Consider the following 15,256-nt stretch of genomic DNA (forward strand, 5'->3'; position numbering starts at 1 on the left):
CTAGCTGGAGAATATACGTTCTCCCGGAAGGCGCAGGAACGCGGAGCCGGATGCTTCCCGGCCGAGCGCGACGGTGAGAGTACGGGGCCGCCCGCACGTCACCTCGCAGCACGTGAGCCGGGCCCAGGTCCGGGACCCTGAAAGTTCAACGGGACATTCCCATGATCCTCTCGCGCATCACACCCCCGCCCTCACCGGCAGCACGCGGCGCGTTCGACCACCGGCCTCGTGCCACCGGCCCGGACCCCCCGTCCGCGCCCTTCGTCTCCGGCATGCCCCGGCACGGCGTCATCACCCTCCCGGCCGAAGCCCGCCAGGTCTGCACGGTTCGCCGCTTCGCGGCGGCCCTGCTGGCCCGCTGGGGCGTCGCCGGGGACGACCTGGACTCCGTCCTGTTGATCATCGGCGAACTCGCCGGCAACGCCGCCCAGCACGGGCGGGCCGACATGACCGTCAGCCTGACGCTCGAGGAGGGGAGCGTGTGCGTCGAAGTCGTCGACTCGGGCACCCGCCCCGCCGTGACCCACCCCCGGTGCGGCAGCCCCTGCGACGAACGCGGCCGGGGACTGGACATCGTCGGCCAGCTGGCGGACTGGACCGAGACACGCGAGGGACGCGAGGGGCGACAGGTCCGCGCCGTCCGACGTCTCACGCCGACCGGGGCCGGGGCCGGGGCGCCGGATGATCCGAGGCGGGAGCGTGTCCTGCCCTGATCCGCGCGCGGTACCGTGAGAGAACGACGATTCCCGAGATGAGGTGGCTGAAGTGGAACGCGAAGAGGTCGAGCAGCGGGTCCTCGACGCAGCGGAGGAGCTGTTCTACAGCCAGGGCATCCACGCTGTGGGGATGGATGCGATCCGCTCCGCCTCCGCCGTCTCCCTCAAGCGCCTCTACCAGACCTTCCCGTCCAAGGACGGCCTGGTCGAGGCCTACCTGCGGCGGCGGGACGCCCGGTGGCTGCGGGAACTGGCCCTGTACGCGGATGCCCACGACTCGCCCGCGCAGCGGATTCTGGCGGTCTTCGACTGGCTGTTCCGCTGGTTCAACGAGCCGGACTTCCGCGGCTGCGGCTTCATCAACTCCTTCGGGGAGCTGGGGGCGACCTCCCAGACGGTGGCCGACATCGCCAAGGCCCACAAGCAGTCGTTCCGGCAGTACATCGCCGACCTGGTGGCCGCCGCGGAGGCGCCCACCTGGCTCGCCGACCAGCTCTTCCTCCTCGCCGAGGGCGCGATGACCACGGCCGCCATCTCCGGGTCGGCGGAGCCCGCCCGCCAGGCGAAGGACGCCGCCCGTACGCTGCTGCGGGCCGCGCACGCGGACACCGGTTCCCCGGCTTGACGGGAGCCGCGTGGGTCCCCGGCGGATGTTGCGGGGCCGAGGCCGGTGACGAGGCAAGGGCGAGACCCTCTCCGGGTGCCGCGAGATCGGATAGCGTGCACAGCCATGGGTGAGCTGATAGTGATCAGGCACGGCCAGACCGAGTGGAGCCTGTCGGGCCGGCATGCCGGACGGACCGACGTCCCGCTGACCGCCGCAGGCGAGGCCGCGGCCGGTGCTCTTGCTCCGAGGCTGGCCCACCGCCCTCTGGTCGCCGTGCTCAGCAGCCCCCTGAGCCGCGCCATGCGGACGGCCGAGCTGGCCGGCCTGACCGGCGTCAAGCCCGATCCAGACCTTCTGGAGTGGGACTACGGCGGCTACGAAGGGTTGACCGCCGAGCAGATCCGCGAGGCGCGGCCGGGCTGGGACCTGTGGCGCGACGGTGTCGTTCCCGGTGACGCCGACCATCCCGGCGAGCAGCTCGCGCAGGTGGCCGCGCGCACGGACAGGGTGCTGGACCGTGTCCGTCCGCTGCTGAGCGACGGCGACGTCGCCGTGGTCGCGCACGGCCACCTGGCGCGCGTGCTCACCGTGCGCTGGCTCGGCCTCGACGCGTCCGCGAGCCGGCTGCTCGGCCATCCGCATCCGGGCACGCTCGGCTTCCTGGCCGTCGAAGACGGGCAGCCGGTCATCTCCGCCTGGAACGTCCCGTAGGGCAGGGCCGCCGCGTCACAGGTGCCGGCCCGGTCCGGCGTCAGAACGGCTTCGTCGGCAGGTACTTGCCGTCCAGGGTGATCACCGCGCGGTGGCCGCCCTCGGGGTCGTCGATCTTCTTGACGTCGAGCCTGAAGTTGATCGCGCTGATGATGCCGTCACCGAACTGCTCGTGGATCAATGCCTTCAGGGTGGTGCCGTAGACCTGGACCATCTCGTAGAACCGGTAGACGGTCGGGTCGGTGGGTGTCCCGCCGGGGATGCTGCCACGCAGTGGCACCGTCTGGAGCAGCATCGCGGCGTCCGAATCCAGGTCCAGGCGCTCGGCCACGGCTTCCGCCGCGTCCGCCGGCAGTGCGTGCTGGCCGAGCAGGGCGGCGGTGACGTATGCCGGGGAGAGGCCGGCGATGTCGGCCAACTCCTGCCAGGTGAGGTCCTTGCGGGTCTTGGCCTCGACGACGTCGATGGCGAGCTGCTGACGAGCCTGGGGGTCGACCTGTGCGTGCATCGGTGGGGAACCTTTCGTGGGGTGGGGATCCGGACCGGTCGTGAGGCCCGGACGGGATGTGTCTCTCTGCGTCATCCGGCCGGTGTGAGGAGGCGCCCGCCGCCCGTTTCGAACTCCTCGACGGAGCCGGACGCGATGTCGTAGACCCATCCGTGCAGCGTCACCTCGTTCCGCGCGAGGGCTCGAACCACCGCAGGGTGTGTCCTGAGGTTCGCCAGCTGGCACAGGACGTTGTCGCGGACCAGTGCCGCGACCTCGTCCTCGGCTGCGGGGAAGTCCCCGGCGTCGCTTCGCGCCCTCGCCGCCGCACCGTGACGCAGCCAGGCCGCGACCGCGGGCAGCGCGGCGAGATCACCGTCGGAGGAGAGCGCGGTCATCGCGCCGCAGCCGGAGTGCCCGCAAACGATCACGCTGGTGACGCCCAGTACGGTGACGGCGTACTCGATGCTGGCCGCGACCCCGTCCGCGCCGGCGCCCGGCGCACAGGGCGGCACCAGATTGCCCGCGGTGCGGATGACGAACAGCTCTCCTGGGTCGCTCTGGGTGACGAGCTCGGGGACGACCCTGCTGTCCGAGCAGCCGATGAACAGGGTGGACGGCTGATGGGTCGTGGCCAGCCGCTCGAAGAGCGCTGCCTGTGCGGGAAACACCTCCGTCGTGAAACGGCGGAACCCCTCGGCGATGTCTTTCACGGGTCACTCCTTCTCGGACTGCCGATGCCTGACGGCCCTACGGAATCCACCATGGATGACCTGGCCCTATAGCGTCCAAGACGCACAGAGCATCACTGTTATAGGTCGTGCCTATACTCGGCTTCATGGCAGCCCTGGAACTGCGCCACCTTCGCTATCTGCTCGCCGTGGCCGAGCATGCCAACTTCACCCGTGCCGCGGAGGCCCTGCACGTCTCCCAGCCCACGTTGTCGCAGCAGATCAGGCAGCTGGAGCGGTCACTGCACGTCCAACTCCTCGACCGTTCGGGTCGCACGGTACGCCTGACCGACGCCGGCGCCACCTATGTCCAGTACGCGCGCCGCGCCCTGCGGGAACTGGCAGCCGGCGAACGCGCGATGCTGGACGTCCAGGATCTCTCACGCGGCACCCTGCGGCTGGCCGCGACCCCGACCTTCACCCTCTACCTGATCGGCCCCCTGGTCACCGACTTCCACACGCGGCATCCGGGCATCACCCTGGAGATCGCCGAGTTGGCGCAGGACCGCATCGAATCGGACCTGCTCGACGACAGGCTGGACGTCGGCATCGCGTTCGAGGGCGACCACTTGCCGGCGATCGACAGCACGGCCCTGTACACCGAGACGCTGAGCCTGGTCGTCGGCACCGGACATCCGTGCTCGAACCGCCGGGAGCCGTTGCCGGTCCGTGAACTGCGCGACCACCCTCTGGCGCTGCTCAGCCGCGACTTCGCCACCCGACGTCAGATCGACGAGTACCTCGCCGGCCACGGGGTCCGGCCCGGCATCGCCGTCGAAGCCAACTCGGTCCACGCCCTCCTGGAGATCGTCCATGGAGGCCGACTCGCCACCGTGCTGCCCGACGCCCTGGCCCGTGAGCACGTGCCGCTGCACCCCGTCCCCCTCGACCCCCCGCTGCCCCCGCGCACGGTCGCGCTGCTCCGCCGGGAGAGCGCCTACCAGAGCGCCGCGGCCCGCGCCTTCACCGAGCTCGCCCGCCAATGGGTGCGCGCCCGCGGTTACACACCCGCCTGATCGTCCGGGGCACCCCGAGGCCGCTGCGGCCGCCCACCCCTGGGGAGATGCCGGACTCGGACTCCCCCGATGCCGCACGCTCCGCCACCTGCGAGAAGGCCCGACCTTGCGCGAGAACCATCGTTCTCCTATCGTGAAGGGAAGAGAGAGAATGAGCGTTCTCAGCCGAAGGAAACGACATGACACACGAATCACGCCCCCCGTTCCCTCCCTTCACCCGGGAGACCGCGGCCGAAAAGGTGCGGCTGGCGGAGGACGGCTGGAACTCCCGCGACCCGGAGAAGGTCGCCCTCGCCTACACCGTGGACTCCCGCTGGCGCAACCGTGCGGAGTTCGCCACGTGCCGCGAGGAGATCGTCGCCTTCCTCACCCGCAAGTGGCAGCGTGAACTGGAATACCGGCTGATCAAGGAGCTCTGGGCCTTCGACGGCAACCGCATCGCGGTGCGCTTCGCCTACGAGTTCCACGACGATTCGGGCAACTGGTTCCGCTCCTACGGCAACGAGAACTGGGAGTTCGACGCCAACGGACTCATGCGGCTGCGGTACGCATGCATCAACGATCTCCCCATCAAGGAGTCGGAACGCAAGTACCACTGGCCGCTCGGACGCCGCCCCGACGACCACCCGGGCCTGAGCGACCTCGGCCTCTGACCGCCCGATGCCCGGTCGTAGATCCATGGCCGGCCCCGGGTCTACGACGGGGACCTCCCCTCACACCACCTCGCGGCCACGGTCCAACCGGCCCCGCACACCTGCCCTGGTGACCGCATCAGCCTCCGCCGCGGATCATCGCCATCAGCAGCGCGTGGGTCTCGGCATCGGCCGCCACCACGAGTCCGCGGCCTGCTCGCCCGATGGGGGCGCCGTCGATCCCGGTGACCACGCAGCCGGCAGCCCGGCACACGGCGATACCGGCGGCGAAGTGCACGCTCTCGGACAGGTCGCCGCCATCGGTGACGTACGCGGCCCGCTTGCCGGCCGCGACCCAGGCCAACGCCAGCGTCGTGGACACGACCCGGGGCCGGAACCGCTCGACGAAGTCGGGGTGGGCCAGCAGGTCCACGCCTCGGAACCCGGGCGCGCTCGGGAACGGCGGATCCAGATTGACGTCCACCAGCCGGGTGGCCGGGCTGGGCAGCAACGGGGCATCGACCCCCTCCTGCCGGACCGAGGCGGTCCTGCCGTCCGTGAAGAAGACCTCGCCGCTGAACGGATCGGCCACCGCCGCCGCCCCGTTGCGCAAGGCCACGTTGACCGCCACGAGCATGTTGCCGACGGCGTAGTTCAACGTGCCGCACAAGGGATCCACCAACCACCGGCGCACGGCGTCGGTGGCACCTTGCCGCCCGCCTTCCTCGCCCAGCACGGCGTCCTCGGGTCGGGCAGCACGGATGACACCGAGGATCGTCTCCTCCGCCTGTACGTCGGCGGCGGTGGCAAAGTCTCCGGCGCCCTTGTCGATGCGGGTGAGCCGTTGACCGTACATCGTGCGCACCACGTCCGCGCCGGCGCAGGCGGCAGCTATCGCGACGTCGGCGTCGTCGGCATTCGCGTATGAGTTGATCACGGCAGGCAGAATATCGAGGCGCGGTCGACGACCGCCGGTGAAGAGGTCGACGTCGACGATCAGCGGCCTAGGGAGTGTCTTTCCGATCATCTGATCGTTGGGTTGGGTGTGAGGGATGCGTCTGAGTTATCCGATGCCGTCTGGGCGGTGTTCGAGCCGCTGTTGCCGCCTGCGGGACGTGCTCGTGGCAGATGGCGTGATCACCGCCAAGTGCTGGAAGGCATCGTCTTCAAGTTCCGTACCGGTGTGCCGTGGAGGGACCTGCCGGAGCGGTTCGGGCCCTGACAGACCGTCCACGGACGCTTCGCGCGCTGGGCGGCGGACGGCACTTTCGACCGGTTCCTGGCTGCCGCCCAGATGCGTGCGGACGTGGACTGGCTGGTCGCGCTGGATTCGACCATCGTGCGTGCTCACCAGCACACGGCTGCCAAAGGGGGCTCGACGAGCGTGGACTCGGACGCTCCCGCGGCGGACTGACCAGCAAGATCCACCTCGCCTGCGACGGGCGTGGCCGGCCCCTGGCCTTCCTCGTCACCGCCGGCACCCGCAACGACTGCACCCAGGCCGAAGCGGTCATCGACCGGATCCGCGTCGCGGGAATCGGTCCGGGACGGCCCCGCGTCCGGCCGGAGCGGGTGGTGGCCGACAAGGGCTACTCGGCCCGAGGCTTCCGCGCTTACCTGCGACGGCGGGGCATCAAGGCGACCATTCCCGAACGCACCGACCAGCTCGCAGGGCGGGCACGACGCCGGGAACGGCCCTGCGGCTTCGACAGGACCGCCTACCGGCGCCGCAACGTGGTCGAACGATGCTTCCACCGCCTCAAGCAGTGGCGTGCCATCGCCACCCGCTACGAGAAGCGGCCCGACCGCTACCTCGCCGCGATCACCCTGGCCAGCACACTCATCTGGCTCGACGCGTGATCGACAAGACACCCCCTAGGGGGCGTGTTCCTCGAGCCAGTCGAGCAAGGCCGCGAACGCCGGGGTCATGGTGGCGTCCGACCGGGTGAGAACGGTCGAGCGACCGCCGTCCTCCACCGTGATCGTGTAACTCATCGCGTCTCTGGCACGGCTCGGCCGTTCCTCCTCGGCCACCGGGACGGCCGCCGCCACCAACTCGGCCAGTTCCGCGGCCGCGTTCGCGGGCAGGGCGTCCGTGTCCAGCGCCTTGGGCGGAAGGCTCAGGCGGATCCCAGCCGCCTGGCCTCCGTGTGTCGCCCAAGTCACCTTCATCGTGCGCAGCCTCCCGGCCGACGGAACGGGACTCCCTTGCCGCTGTGGCCGCCCGTGTCAACCGCCGGTGGTCACTTGGCCCTTCAGCGCGTTCACGTCCCTGACCAGTCCCGTCACCTGGGCGGTGAGTGCGCCGATCTGCTTGTTCACGGTTGCCAGGCCGTTCTCCCGGCCCGTGCCGCCGTTCCGGTCGGCCGCGAGGCCTCGCGCACGGGCGACCCCTGCCAGGATCCCGCTGATCTGGATGCCCACGTCCTGCCAGGCCGCCAGCACGGCCAACTGTTCGGCGCTGTCGTCCCCGTACAGTTCCGCGGCCTTCCGGTAGGTGGTGTTCGCGAAGTCCTGGAACTGGGTCTCGAAGTGGGAAGCCTTGAGTGACTCGTACCAGATGAGCCCGGGAGCCTCCCACGCGAATCCGCCGATGCGCATCGCCGTCAGGAAGAACGCCTTGTTCGGGATGCCGGAGTTGATGTGCACCCCGCCGTTGTCCCCCGGCTCGGTGTCCGGCAGGTTGACGAAGTCGCTCATGTGGTCGGGTTGAGGGTCCTTGCCGAAGAGGCGATTGTCGAATGCGTGCCCCGGGGCCTTCATCGATCGCAGGGCGTCGGCGTCGATTCCCGGGGTGAAGATCTCCGACCCGATCAGCCAGTCCGCCTGATCGGCCGTCTGCTTCAGCGACCACTGCTTGACCAGCGATCCGAAGACGTCCGACATGGACTCGTTCAGGGCCCCGGACTGGTTGTGGTAGTCGAGTCCCGCGGTGAACTCGGTGACTCCGTGCGTCCACTCGTGGGCGATCACGTCGAGGCACCCGGTGAAGTCGGAGAACAGCCTGCCGTCCCCGTCTCCGAAGACCATCTGCCGCCCGTCCCAGAACGCGTTGTTGAACCTCCTGCCGAAGTGGACGTACCCGTCCAGGCGCATCCCCCGGCCGTCGACCGAATTGCGGTTGAACACCGTCTTGTAGAAGTCGCGTGTCGTGCCGAGCCCGCCGAACGCGCGGTTGACGGAATCATCCGCGGACTCCAGTCCGTCCTCCGAGCGAGCGAAGACGGCGAGCGGGAGGAAAACGCCGTTCTGGCAGTCGAAGACGGTCCGCCTGGCGTTTCCGGGCGTGGCAGCGGCGCCGGCGAACGATGCTCGGACTGCTCGTTCACCCCGCAACCGCGCGGTGGTCAGCATGGTGTCCAACGCAACCTGGCGCACCTCGCTGTCGTCGCTGCTCAGGAGCTTTTCGAGAAGGTGCGGGGGAATGATGCAATGAAGGGTGTAGGTCCTGGTCATGGGATACCTCGCATGGGGTGAGGAGAGGCGGTGAAGCCTGTTCATCGGATGGACCTGCGGGCGTCTCGGCTGCCTTGCCGTCACACGCCCGCCAGCGTCAGGGCGGTCGCCGTGACCGAGCGGGCGAGCGTGGCCGCGAACTGAGGGCTGTGGTCCTGGTCCAGGAGCGTGTCGCCAGGGGTGTGGTACTGCCGGGTGCCCGTGCCGGGCCCGCCGTCGAGGGCGAATATGTCCTCGGAGACGGCGACGGCGGCCCACCCCCGCTCGTGGAAGCTGGCGTGGTCACTGCGCCCGATCGCCGGATCGGACGGGCCCGTGAGCTGCTGCACCGTCATCTCGGGGTCGATGACGGGGACGGTGTCCGCGACAAGAGCGCCCAGGGCGTCGGACGCGCCCACGACCGGACCGGGCACGGAGGAACCGGCGTGGATCTCGACGGTGGGCGCGCTGCCCTGCTGACGGCCCGCGATCATGTCCATCTGGAAGACCCCGGCGATACGATCGTTGGCCGCGGCGGCGGCCCGGGCGTAGAACTTGCTGCCGACCAGGCCCTGTTCCTCGGCGTTGAAGAGTACGAAGCGCACGTTGCGGGTCGGCGTCCTGCCCTCCGCGAGCAGTGCGTGCAGGCACTCGGCCGCGGCCATGACGGCGGCGGTTCCGCTGCCGTCGTCGTCGGCGCCCGGTGCGGGGTCCACGGTGGGGTCGTAGGGGCGCGGGTCGCCGTTCTCGTCGACGAATTCTCCGCCGGAGGCGGTGGAGTCCAGGTGTGCGGTGATGAGCACCGTGGAGTCCGCCCCGGCGACACGGTGCTCGGCTTCCACGTTGAACAGCCGGTGCCCGCGCCACCGGAACCGATGCAGTCGTACGTTCAGGTCGAGGTCCTGGAAACGGTCCGCGAGTGCCTCGACGACCCGGGGGTTGTCGGCGGCGGACGCGTCCCGGCTGCGCACCAGCAGCGCCTCGCCGTCTCTGAGCGGCTCGACACCGGAGATGCGCGCGACATGCGCGCGCAGTACCTCGGGGGTCACGGCCGCGCGCACCGCGGCGATCGTCTCCGGGGAAGGGCTGCCGTCAGCGGCTGCTCCTCCCGGCACCTGGGGGTCCCTCTCCGGCCTGCCGTCCGTCGGGCCGGCGGCCAGTCCTTGGGCCCATGCCTCTCCGGGGCGGGTGAGGAGTGCCGGGTCCGGCAGCAGTCGCTCGGTGTGCCCGGGCTTGGCGCCCTCCAGGTGGACGTCCTCGATCGGCGCGCCGGCGGGTGCGGCGACGTAGACGCCGCCCGGTGCGGGGCCCATCGGGAGGAGCGGCGGGGTGGTGGGGCCGGCGAGTGCGTCGGCGACGAAGCCGAAGGCGGATGTGGCGCGCATCGCGGCCCCCTCCGGAGCGTCGGCGAATCCCTGGGCAGGGGCGAGGAGGCGGTCGTCGCGGACGAGGAAGGCCGCTGAGTCCTGCACCGGCGCCCGCAAGTCGACGGTGAACCCGGCCTGTTCGAGTGCCGCGGCGCCGCGCATGCTCGCCATGGCCAGCACGAGCCGGGCGGAGGCGATGTGCACGGGGACGACCTCGTTCTGGTTCGCGACCGCCTCCAGCGCGGGCAGCCCCTGGCCCTCGGGCAGGTCGATCCGTGCCCAGAGGACGGGGCGGTTCTCCACGGCGGCACGGGTGAACACGGGGTGAGCCGCCGTGCGCAGCCCGGCCTCCCTCGCGAACGCGCGCTCCTGGTGATCCTCGCCCACGAAGACGCACTCGTCGGCCGCCGAGGGCGGCGTCCCCTCCCCCGCCGTGCCGGCAACCGCCTCGTCGAAGATCCGCCGGCTGTTCTTGGGGCCCCAGCGCACGAGCGTGTCGTCCGTGAACCGGCCGGGGAACGCCTCCCGCAAGGCCGACGCGGCCGGCTCCGCGGCGCCTTCGCTCGGGCCGGGGTCGGAGATGACGCCTTGGCGTACATCGTGGAATTCGTCGAGCACGGCGAGGACGCGCGGTCGAGGCGACAGCACCAGTGAACCGTCCGCCTCCACGCGGGCGTCCGCCAAGGTCGCCCCTATGTCAAAGAAGAGCACGGTCATTTCGATGCCTCCGCGAAGTGAACCGGATCCGGGATCGACATGTGACCAGGTGAAACGGGCTGAGCAGCAAGGGTCGTTCAAGAGTGAACGGGTCCGGTGGGAGGAGCGGGTGACGCACCCGCCGCCCCACCCCGAGACGAGCCCCGACCACTCCATCGTCCGCCCTCGGTTGCGCTCTCGCATCCCGAGATGTATGCGAATGCCGTTCAACTTGGGACAGTTGAAGGGGATACGGCGTGCGGACGGCACTTGCCGCCCTTGTCTTCAGCCCGGTCCGTGCGCCTCGGCAGACCACCGGCGTGCGCCGGCCCGATGCGCACGCTCCTCACACATCGAGCAACGGCCACAAGCAAAGTAGCGGGCCGTTACTTAGTGATGCCCCCGCGCGTTGCTCGGGTGCCGGCACATGCGGTGCCGCGGGGGGCGACAGGAGGAGACCGTGCTCTCGGAAGCGTTGTGGGGGCTGGCGGCAGCCGGCGGAACGGCGATGGTGGGGGCCGTGGCGACAGACGCCTGGCGCTCTGTACGACAGCGGTTCGCGGGGCAGGCCGAGCGCAGGGGGACGGCCCGGGAACGCGTCGAGTCGAGGGCCGCGTCGGGCCGGCTCCGCCGTGCGTCCGCGGACACCGCAGGGGCCCGCGCGGCGGAGCACGAGGCCGGGCACGGGTGGCGGTCCTGGCGTTCCTGCTCGCAGCAGAACATCGCCCGCGACGGCGGGACTCAGCACATCACCCTGAACGGGGACATCAACGTCGGCGGGGAAAGCCGGGGCTCGCGATGAGCGGCGAGGCACGGCACGAGACGCCCGCGGCGGCAGTGCCGGCGCAGAGCAACGCGGCGCATCACGGCGGCACGCAGTACATCACCGGCGGTGGCGACGTCAGGGCCGTCAACGTGTTCGTCGTGCTGCCTGAGCGTCCGAGGGAGGACGACAGCGCGACGCCCGCTCCCACACGCCGCGAACGGCTGCGCCGGCAGATGTCGAGGGACGTACGCGCGGCGGCACGGGAGGTCATCACCCGGCAGGGTGTGGAGGCCCTCACGCTCGCCGAGATCGCCCGCCGGGTCGGGGTGACGCCGGCGGCTCTCTACCGGCACTTCGACGATCTCGGGGACATCGTGCGGCACACGGCCCAGGACATCGTCGCCGAACTCACCGAGCAGTTGCGGGAGGCGATCGAGAAGGAGCGTGAGACGGACTTCGCGGCCCGCCTGATCGCCCCGTGCCGGGTGTTCCGGCGCTGGGCCCTGACGCATCGCCAGGAGTTCCGTCTGCTCTTCGGCACGCCCACCGTGGCCGCCGGTGTGGCCCACACCGATGTGACGGCCCAGTGGGTCCGCGAACTGGCCACGCTGTGGGGCGCGGAGCACATGCGGTTGTGGGCGGCCCGCCCCTACCCGATCATCGCCGACGAGTACCTCACCCCCCTGATGCGTCGGCAGATCGCCGACTACCGCGCCGCCACGGGCGTGCAGATGCCGCTCGGGGCGCTGATCGTCATGCTGTCGTGCTGGCGCACTCTGTACGGACAGGTGGCCCTGGAGGTGTTCGCACACCTCACCCCGCTCATCACCGATCAGGAGCCGATCTTCGAACTGCTGATGCTCGAAAGCGTGACCCGCATGGGCCTGGGAGCCGATTACCGGCCCCCGGAAAGCCTCAGGGGGTGGGGACACCGGCCAGGCATGTACGCATGACGCACCCGTGAGTGCGGCGTCGCAGGGCGACAACGGGTACATCCACCGCAGCCGTTGCACGACCGGCTCTGCCACCAGGCATCGGTCCCGCTTCGAGACGCCGCCGCTCCGACCGAGGTGTCGTCCGGCTACGCCGTGCCACCGCCACGGATTCGCCCGAGCCTTCTCCTTATCTCAGCTCCCAGGAACCGCTCGGCCACAGGAACCCAGGGAGAACTGAGCAACCGGTACAGGGGAAACGTCGCCACGGCGAACGCGCCCCCGAGTACAGCGATCCAGCAGGCTTCCGCCATATGCGCGGAGGGCGCGTGCCGGGGGTTGCCCAACCACCCCAGACAGGCCACCGTGACGAACACCTGCGCCATCATGATCGCCGCCCAGAAGCCGCCCAGCACCCATCGCGCCAGGGTCTTCAGCAATCCCGTACTGACCGCGATCCCTCGGTTCTCGAGCAACCGGTCGACGGCGGCCCTGCGTTCGTCGGCCGGCAACCGCAGCAAGGCGGTCACCTCAGGTTCCACCTGCTCCACCAGACGGCTCATCGATTCCTGAACGGCCCTGTGGTACGACGCGACTTCCAGTGCTGCCGCGATCAGAATCACCGGTGCCACAGCAGCGGTCGTCGTGGCGAACGGCTCGGTCATCTCCATGGCCGGAGCGTTCCCGGTGCCGGCGGTCGACGGAACGCGCGCGGAGTCACGACACGATCACAACTGGATCAAGGCGATCGGCCCACCCCGGCCCGGGTTCGCCCCCGGGCCCGGGCGGCGGCCCTTGACCCCCGCGGCCTCGCGCCGCGTTCACCGGTGTCCCCCTCGTGCACGGTGGTCCGCCCGCGCTCAGTCCATCCCGCAGAGCTCCTGCACCGACTCCGCCAGCACGCGGCCGGACAGGTGGTCACTGGCCTGGGTGGCCACGGTTGTCGAGCCGACCTGGATGAGGATGCCGTAGGCGTTCCCGTTTCCGCCGTGGCGGATGGAGCGGATCTCCTCGGGCTTCGCGGCCAACCAGAGCTCCTTGGGGCGGCCGCCACCGAAGCTGTTCCTGATCACCAGGAGGCGCTGATCGGTGACGACGAGGGTGTGGGTTCCGGTGAAGCCCTCGTAGAAGACCGTGCGCAGGGTTTCGCCCGGCAGCAGGATGTCCCGGACGAAGGGCTGGGCACGGGCGATGCACTTGCGGACGGAGTTGTTGGCGTGCCCGGCCAGGGCACGGTCGAAGTCGTCGTCCAGCGGTACTTTTCCGAAGAGTCCCATGGGGACCTCCTTTCTTGTCGACGTTCACCGACGTGGTGTCCCGGCTCAGCGCATGCGCCACCGGCCGAGGAGTCCGGAGATCACCGCGCCCAGGGCGGCCGCCGCCAGTGACCAGGAGGGCGGGGCCGCCTGTTCCTGCCGGGCCCAGCTGACGGTCGTGGCGGCCAGCCAGCCCAGGCCGCAGCCGAGGGCTGCGATGCCCAGCAGGTCGAACAGCACCGGCGCGGTGGCCTGGTGGCCGCCGCGCACCAGGCGCAGTCCGCCGGTCGGCAGCACCACGACCAGCAGGGACAGCACACAGATGACGGGAGCGGCGAAGGGCCCCGGCAGCGGCACCTTGTACGTCAGCGACTGGACGCCCGCGAGGAACGCCAGCAGCCCGGCGACCAGCGCCGTCTGGGCCGTGACGGCGTGTTGTCGCTGGGCCCGTGCCTGCTCCTCGACGAACCGGCCGCCCAGGGCCAGCACGGTCTCGACGCGTTCCAGGGTGACGCTGAGGTACTCCGCGGCATCGTCGGCGCGCGCGGCGAGCCAGTCGGCCTCCCGGCGGTCGGCGTGCAGGACCGAGCCGGGCGGGTCGTCGCCGGGCGGCACGGCCTGCCGCATGTTCTCCGCCAGCGTCTGCGCCGCCCGGTGGGTGGTGCGCAGATCGCTCCGCTCGGCCGCCAGCGTGTGCGCGGTGACCCGCAGCCGTTCCAGGTCCTCCTCGGCCCGCAGGGCCGACCGGCCGGTGAGGGGTACGGGGTCGGCGAGCGCCCGGGCGTGCAGCTCGCCCAGGTCGTCCGCGGCGGCCGACGCCGTGCGGTCGAGTCCCTCGTATGCCTCCTGCTCCTGGTCGAGCAGCCGCAGTTGGCGGCGTACCAGCGCCGCCTGGAGGAGATGGAGGGTCAAGGGTGCGGGTTCGGCGCCGCCCGTGTGCCAGAGCCAGGCGTCGAGTGTGGGCTCGTCCGTGGCCGCGAGCACGACGAGGGTGCGTCGGCGCGGGTCGGCCGAGGGCGAGCGGATCTGCCAGAGCAGACGGTCGGCCGTGATCCGCGACCAGGGGCCCGGTGGCCCGGACAGGGTTCCGCACCGCCCGGACAGCCTGCGTACCTGCCTGTCCACCACGGAGTCCGGGCGACGGGTGAGTGAGCCGAGGCCCCGGGCCACCACCACGGTCTCCAGGACGCCCTCGGGCGCGGGCGCGGCTGGGGCGCGGGCCGACCAGCGGGCCCACTGCGCCGCCCAGGACTCGTCGGCGCCCGGCCGGGCCGACAGGACCACCGACAGTCCGGTGATCCCGCGCCGGGTCCACAGGACGGCCTGGTCGTCCCAGGGGCCCGGTCCCGACGCGGCCGCCGCGGCGATCCGCGCGGGGTCCGCGGCGGGCGCGGGCGGTAAGCCGGTGCTGCCCGTCAGCGACGGGAACGGCGCGATCGTCTCGGTCATGCCCGCGGCGGCGCAGGCGGCCACGAGCGCCTCCAGGTACCGCTCCACGGGCCGGGGCGCGGGCGTGGCCGTGCCCGCGGCCGGCGGCTCGGGGCGGAGGAACACATGGACGACGAGGGCCGGCCGCCGCACCGACCGGTCACGCATTCCGCCCGGCCCTGAGCCGTCCGATCCGGTCGACCAGTTTCGGGATCCGGTCCAGTACGGGGGGTGGGGGCGGTCCGGGAGGTGTTTCGCCCACCCGCCCGGGGTCCCGGTAGGCGTCCAGGTCCTCCAGCGCGTCCGCCGCCGCGCGCATCGCCGCCGCGTCGCGCCGGTCCACGGCGTCGTCCAGCCGGGCGAGCAACTGGAGGACGTGCTGCCATTGTTCGGGCGTCGCGGTCCAGTCGGACACGAGCTCGAGCGCGTCCCCCGCGCGCAACGCCGAGTCGGCCAACGCACCATCAGTCATGCGG

Annotated in this window: 17 protein-coding genes and 1 pseudogene; 8 read left to right on the top strand and 10 right to left on the bottom strand. The window is 71.0% G+C overall.

All coding sequences use genetic code 11. The annotated features are described in order from the left end of the window. The first annotated feature begins 161 nt into the window (after nucleotides 1-161). From IE275_RS35935 to IE275_RS35945, 3 genes are all read left to right on the top strand, one after another. Nucleotides 162-713 (top strand): ATP-binding protein, encoded by a 552-nt coding sequence (locus IE275_RS35935; RefSeq protein ID WP_229870947.1) that lies wholly within the window; start codon nucleotides 162-164, stop codon nucleotides 711-713. A gap of 52 nt (nucleotides 714-765) precedes the next feature. Then, the gene (locus IE275_RS35940) at nucleotides 766-1,341 is read left to right on the top strand and encodes a TetR/AcrR family transcriptional regulator (protein WP_189716843.1); all 576 of its coding nucleotides are present in this window, start codon (nucleotides 766-768) and stop codon (nucleotides 1,339-1,341) included. A gap of 105 nt (nucleotides 1,342-1,446) precedes the next feature. After that, nucleotides 1,447-2,034, top strand: a complete 588-nt coding sequence (locus IE275_RS35945; RefSeq protein ID WP_189716844.1) for a histidine phosphatase family protein — start codon at nucleotides 1,447-1,449, stop codon at nucleotides 2,032-2,034. A 40-nt stretch (nucleotides 2,035-2,074) separates the two neighbouring features. Here IE275_RS35945 and cynS read toward each other — a convergent pair whose 3' ends face one another. Together cynS and IE275_RS35955 are read right to left on the bottom strand one after the other, a co-directional pair. Next, on the bottom strand, nucleotides 2,075-2,542 hold the full coding sequence (cynS, locus tag IE275_RS35950; protein WP_189716845.1) for a cyanase: 468 nt from the start codon (nucleotides 2,540-2,542) through the stop codon (nucleotides 2,075-2,077). 71 nt (nucleotides 2,543-2,613) lie between these two features. Next, on the bottom strand, nucleotides 2,614-3,234 hold the full coding sequence (locus IE275_RS35955) for a carbonic anhydrase (RefSeq protein ID WP_189716846.1): 621 nt from the start codon (nucleotides 3,232-3,234) through the stop codon (nucleotides 2,614-2,616). A 125-nt stretch (nucleotides 3,235-3,359) separates the two neighbouring features. On the opposite strand from IE275_RS35955, the gene cynR reads away from it, so the two are divergent. Next, the gene (cynR, locus tag IE275_RS35960) at nucleotides 3,360-4,268 is read left to right on the top strand and encodes a transcriptional regulator CynR (RefSeq protein ID WP_189716847.1); all 909 of its coding nucleotides are present in this window, start codon (nucleotides 3,360-3,362) and stop codon (nucleotides 4,266-4,268) included. A 179-nt stretch (nucleotides 4,269-4,447) separates the two neighbouring features. Then, nucleotides 4,448-4,921 (top strand): nuclear transport factor 2 family protein, encoded by a 474-nt coding sequence (locus tag IE275_RS35965; RefSeq protein ID WP_189716848.1) that lies wholly within the window; start codon nucleotides 4,448-4,450, stop codon nucleotides 4,919-4,921. Nucleotides 4,922-5,039: 118 nt separating this feature from the next. Here the strand turns inward: IE275_RS35965 and IE275_RS35970 are convergent, their stop codons facing one another. Beyond that, nucleotides 5,040-5,837: an inositol monophosphatase family protein gene (locus IE275_RS35970; RefSeq protein WP_189716880.1), complete on the bottom strand. Its 798-nt coding sequence runs from the start codon at nucleotides 5,835-5,837 to the stop codon at nucleotides 5,040-5,042. Between the two features lie 93 nt (nucleotides 5,838-5,930). Here IE275_RS35970 and IE275_RS35975 point away from each other — a divergent pair. Then, nucleotides 5,931-6,760 (top strand): annotated as a pseudogene (locus tag IE275_RS35975) (IS5 family transposase). A gap of 15 nt (nucleotides 6,761-6,775) precedes the next feature. Here IE275_RS35975 and IE275_RS35980 read toward each other — a convergent pair. The 3 genes from IE275_RS35980 to IE275_RS35990 all read right to left on the bottom strand — a co-directional run bounded on the left by IE275_RS35980 (nucleotide 6,776) and on the right by IE275_RS35990 (nucleotide 10,419). Next, nucleotides 6,776-7,072 (bottom strand): protealysin inhibitor emfourin, encoded by a 297-nt coding sequence (locus tag IE275_RS35980; RefSeq protein ID WP_189716849.1) that lies wholly within the window; start codon nucleotides 7,070-7,072, stop codon nucleotides 6,776-6,778. Nucleotides 7,073-7,129: 57 nt separating this feature from the next. Continuing rightward, nucleotides 7,130-8,356, bottom strand: a complete 1,227-nt coding sequence (locus tag IE275_RS35985) for a M4 family metallopeptidase (RefSeq protein WP_189716850.1) — start codon at nucleotides 8,354-8,356, stop codon at nucleotides 7,130-7,132. A gap of 80 nt (nucleotides 8,357-8,436) precedes the next feature. Further along, on the bottom strand, nucleotides 8,437-10,419 hold the full coding sequence (locus IE275_RS35990; protein WP_189716851.1) for a M20/M25/M40 family metallo-hydrolase: 1,983 nt from the start codon (nucleotides 10,417-10,419) through the stop codon (nucleotides 8,437-8,439). A 439-nt stretch (nucleotides 10,420-10,858) separates the two neighbouring features. On the opposite strand from IE275_RS35990, the gene IE275_RS35995 reads away from it, so the two are divergent. Together IE275_RS35995 and IE275_RS36000 are read left to right on the top strand one after the other, a co-directional pair. Continuing rightward, nucleotides 10,859-11,200: a hypothetical protein gene (locus IE275_RS35995; protein ID WP_189716852.1), complete on the top strand. Its 342-nt coding sequence runs from the start codon at nucleotides 10,859-10,861 to the stop codon at nucleotides 11,198-11,200. Continuing rightward, complete coding sequence (locus IE275_RS36000) at nucleotides 11,197-12,117, top strand: TetR/AcrR family transcriptional regulator (protein WP_189716853.1); 921 nt, start codon at nucleotides 11,197-11,199, stop codon at nucleotides 12,115-12,117. The genes IE275_RS35995 and IE275_RS36000 overlap by 4 nt, the downstream gene beginning before the upstream one ends. A gap of 128 nt (nucleotides 12,118-12,245) precedes the next feature. Here the strand turns inward: IE275_RS36000 and IE275_RS36005 are convergent, their stop codons facing one another. The 4 genes from IE275_RS36005 to IE275_RS36020 form a co-directional block, all read right to left on the bottom strand. Further along, the gene (locus IE275_RS36005) at nucleotides 12,246-12,767 is read right to left on the bottom strand and encodes a hypothetical protein (RefSeq protein ID WP_189716854.1); all 522 of its coding nucleotides are present in this window, start codon (nucleotides 12,765-12,767) and stop codon (nucleotides 12,246-12,248) included. A 189-nt stretch (nucleotides 12,768-12,956) separates the two neighbouring features. Then, complete coding sequence (locus tag IE275_RS36010) at nucleotides 12,957-13,373, bottom strand: hypothetical protein (RefSeq protein WP_189716855.1); 417 nt, start codon at nucleotides 13,371-13,373, stop codon at nucleotides 12,957-12,959. Nucleotides 13,374-13,418: 45 nt separating this feature from the next. Further along, entirely contained in the window at nucleotides 13,419-14,948 is a 1,530-nt protein-coding gene (locus IE275_RS36015; protein ID WP_189716856.1) for a CATRA conflict system CASPASE/TPR repeat-associated protein, read from the bottom strand. Continuing rightward, nucleotides 14,941-15,252 carry a CATRA system-associated protein gene (locus tag IE275_RS36020; RefSeq protein WP_189716857.1) on the bottom strand — a complete coding sequence of 104 codons (312 nt, stop codon included), beginning with the start codon at nucleotides 15,250-15,252 and terminating at the stop codon, nucleotides 14,941-14,943. Before IE275_RS36020 ends, IE275_RS36015 begins: the two co-directional genes overlap by 8 nt. Nucleotides 15,253-15,256: the final 4 nt, after the last annotated feature.

Origin of the sequence: Streptomyces phaeofaciens (genome assembly GCF_014648915.1) — a bacterium.
Classification (GTDB): Bacteria; Actinomycetota; Actinomycetes; order Streptomycetales; family Streptomycetaceae; genus Streptomyces; species Streptomyces phaeofaciens.